2 protein-coding genes are annotated in these 3,147 nt (G+C 69.0%); both read right to left on the reverse strand.

Annotation, left to right across the window (positions count from 1 at the left end):
• Positions 1-617: 617 nt before the first annotated feature.
• Complete coding sequence (gene istA, locus KJS59_RS25210) at positions 618-1,724, reverse strand: IS21 family transposase (RefSeq protein WP_249714856.1); 1,107 nt, start codon at positions 1,722-1,724, stop codon at positions 618-620.
• 276 nt (positions 1,725-2,000) lie between these two features.
• Positions 2,001-2,945, reverse strand: coding sequence for a C45 family autoproteolytic acyltransferase/hydolase (locus KJS59_RS25215; RefSeq protein ID WP_213455452.1), 945 nt, complete (start codon positions 2,943-2,945; stop codon positions 2,001-2,003).
• Positions 2,946-3,147: the final 202 nt, after the last annotated feature.

Genomic DNA, 3,147 nt, shown 5'->3' on the forward strand with positions numbered 1-3,147 from the left:
CGCCTGCCTGGGCGAGTAGTTGATCTCGCGACAGTTAACTGACCGCACGAGGGCGGTCGTGGCCGAACTGCCCCAGCCACGGTTGACGACAGCCCGTCCGACCTCGAAGGCGATGGCAGACGTGACTGCCACGGCGCCGTCCGCGGCCGCAACGCGCACCAACTTCTCGGGAGATCGGGAGTCGGGCGGCCGCGATCCCCTGGGTGCTGCGCGGGCTGACAGGACCCCTCCGGCCGCCAGCCCGCCCTCGCCCACGAGCCGCCGCCACCCCAGCCAATTGCTCCTGAGGAAACCCATGCCACGTCGAACGAAGGAACTCCCATGAACGCTCGCATCGGGGCGGAAGGGCCGCCGCTAGTTGGCGAGCACTGCATGAGACCGCGCAGGTGGCGACACGCCGTGGCCCCGCCCCGGTAGATGCCCGGGGCGTGTCGGATGGCGTGGGAGAGGTAACCAGGATGCCTCCACAGCCATACCGCGCGCCCGAACTGGAAGGGCAGGTCTTCCTCGGCTCGGACGTGATCAGCAAGGGGGTTACTTACCGAGCACCAGCTACGCAGTTCCGCGTGGGTGCGCCTGGGTCAGAACGTCTACACCGACGCGCGACTGGCACGTATTCATGACTTGGCCTGCCAGTGCCGGCGGCGTCGCCGTGGGCCTTGCGGACGGCTTCCCACCAGGCGTCGTGGACCGGGGTGAACTTCCCGGCGGCGCGGGCCTGCTCGAGCGCGGTCGAGCCCGGCAGGGCGCCGGGTTTGCGGACCAGCGCTTCCAGGTAGTGGTCCAGGTCGAGCCGGACGCTGCCCTTGGTCATCAGCCGCTCGTGTCGGGCGAGGCCCGGGTGCCGACGCGGCGGGCGTCGTCGGCGGCGTCCCACGCGTCGACCATGGTGTTGAGCTGCTCGAACGACTCGACTTCGGGGACGGGGACAAGGTGGTTGCGGCGGAACCAGCCGACCTGCCCTTCGACGCCGCCCTTCTCGTGGGCACCCTGCAGCCTGGCTGGCAGTAGAAGGCGTCCACGGTGAAGTGGGACCGGAACGCTGTCCACCGGGCCGTTTCGACCCGTTGCCGGGAGAACCCGAGGACCTGGGCGACGGCCGCCCGTAGGTCGTCGTAGCGGATCTTGCCGGTGGGGACGCCGCCGAGCGTGGTGAACGCGTGAACGTGGCCTTCCAGGAATGCTTCGGAGCCACCCGAGGCGAAGACTCGGTGGACGGCCTTGCCGGAGAAGGAGAGCCGGAACGCGAACAACATGCAGGTCGCGGGTTCACCGCGCAGGTTGATGGTGACCTCGCCGAAGTCGACCTCCGCCTCCCCGCCGGGCCGGTGGGTCTGCGGGACGAACACGTTGACCGGGCCTCGGCCGGCCTCGGCGCGGATCTGCGGCTTGCGGTCGGCGACGTAGGCACGCACCACCGGGTAGGACACGTCGTGCATGCCGTGCTCGTCGATCAGCCGGTCGTAGATCCGTTTGACGGTGTGCCGCTGCTTGCGCGGCGCGTCCAGGTCGACGCGCAGCATGTCGTCGATGACCGGCTTGAACGGGTCCAGCTTCGAGGCCCGCGGCGGCATCGGCTTGCGCGGCTGCGGCCAGGCCGATGTCAGCGCGGCGCGGACCGTGCGGCGGCTGACCTGGTACTTCTGAGCGATCGTCCGGCCCGACATTCCCGCGTGGGAGTCACGCCGGATCGCCGCGAACAGGTCAACCTTCGACGTCGGCATCGGCGGGCTCCGTCCAGACCCCGCCGATGCTCCCACCGTCGCCGGTGGCGCCGAAACTCGCGAACATTGAATCCACCCCGATCAAGGCAGGAAACCCTGGTGGTGCCCGGACAAGCGAACAAACCCCAGCTCAATGGCGGTGGAGCCGTTCAACAATCGGTGGAATGTCAGCAAGCCCTTGCGTCGCGGGACTGTCTGCCGTCTTCCAGGGCAAATCTGGCTCTGGCCACAGTGAGCAGGCCGAGGTCGACCCAGATGTCGCGGGCGGAAAGCCTCTCAGCCGGCCCGGCCCAAGGTCACAGTGCGGGATCCGGGCGCGAAGTCACCGAAGGACTGCTGCCAGGACTCGCCGGGCCAGTAGTACGTCACACGGCCCTCGATGGGCTGGTAGCGGGCTGTGTAGAGCGTTCTCGACCCCTGCTCGTCGACGGATCGATACAGCGGCGGCTTCAGCATCGCCGCCACATCCGCGCCCGCGGCGCGGATGGCTCGCAGCCGCTCCTGCGTGTGCATGGCCCGTTCCTGCTCGTCGGTCACCGGCAGGTGCTGGTGATTGGCGGCGCAGGCGTCCGGCGCCACCGTCGGCGGCATATCCGGCCCCACGAACACCGTCATCGCCTTGGTGGGATCGACAAGGGTGAGGTTCTGGGGGACGGCGACCGGCAGGGACCGCAGCCTGTCGACCGCCTCATCGACGGTGTCGCACGTCTCCAGCAGGTAGCGCACGAGGATGAGAATGGCGAAGCCGCGTCCGTAGACGGAACGTCCGCCCCAGGTGAGCGAGACCGCCAGACCGGCGTCGTTCATCCCGTCCAGCAGCCCCCACAGCACGTCCTGCATCCCGATCACGGGGCGCAGGAAGCAGGAGGAGACGATGGTCCCTTCGCACTGATCGGGCCGTAGGTCATAGTTGCGCAGCAGAGTGCCGCTCTGGCCGATCTGGGTGCACGCCTGGGAGAACGGCCGCAGCGCCGCGTGGGTGAGGAAGACTTCCGCCTCGGGCCGGTCGAGTTGGCCGGCCAGGCGGTCCAGAACCGGGACCAGTTCCGGCATGTGCGCACGGAACAGCGCCCGAACACGATCCGCGCCCTCCGGAGTCCGGCCCTCCTCGGTCAGCAGGCCCTCCATCTCCTGCCACAGGCCCCGGGCGTAGGCGGCCCACCGCCCGTCGCCGCCGTCGCCGACCTCGATCGCCCGGAAGGTCTTGCACTGTTGCCGCACGACTGCCACTCCCCTGCGAGGATCGGATGAGGTGAGGGCAACCTAGCCAATTGGGCAGGTATTCACCAGGTCGCCGCCGTCGGCGACCGCCGGGCGCTGGACCAGGTCCCGCTCGTCATCCAGCAGCGTCCAGTGCTCGACCAGCTCATCGAGATCCAGCGATCGCGCCATGGCCGGAGACATTGGCGAGCAAAGCCAGAGG

This window comes from Rhizomonospora bruguierae (assembly GCF_018397995.1).
Lineage (GTDB): Bacteria > Actinomycetota > Actinomycetes > Mycobacteriales > Micromonosporaceae > Rhizomonospora > Rhizomonospora bruguierae.

Bases quoted from the DNA above. Each gene is read 5' to 3' on its own strand.
- istA (WP_249714856.1), bottom strand. From the start codon at position 1,724: ATGCCGACGTCGAAGGTTGACCTGTTCGCGGCGATCCGGCGTGACTCC.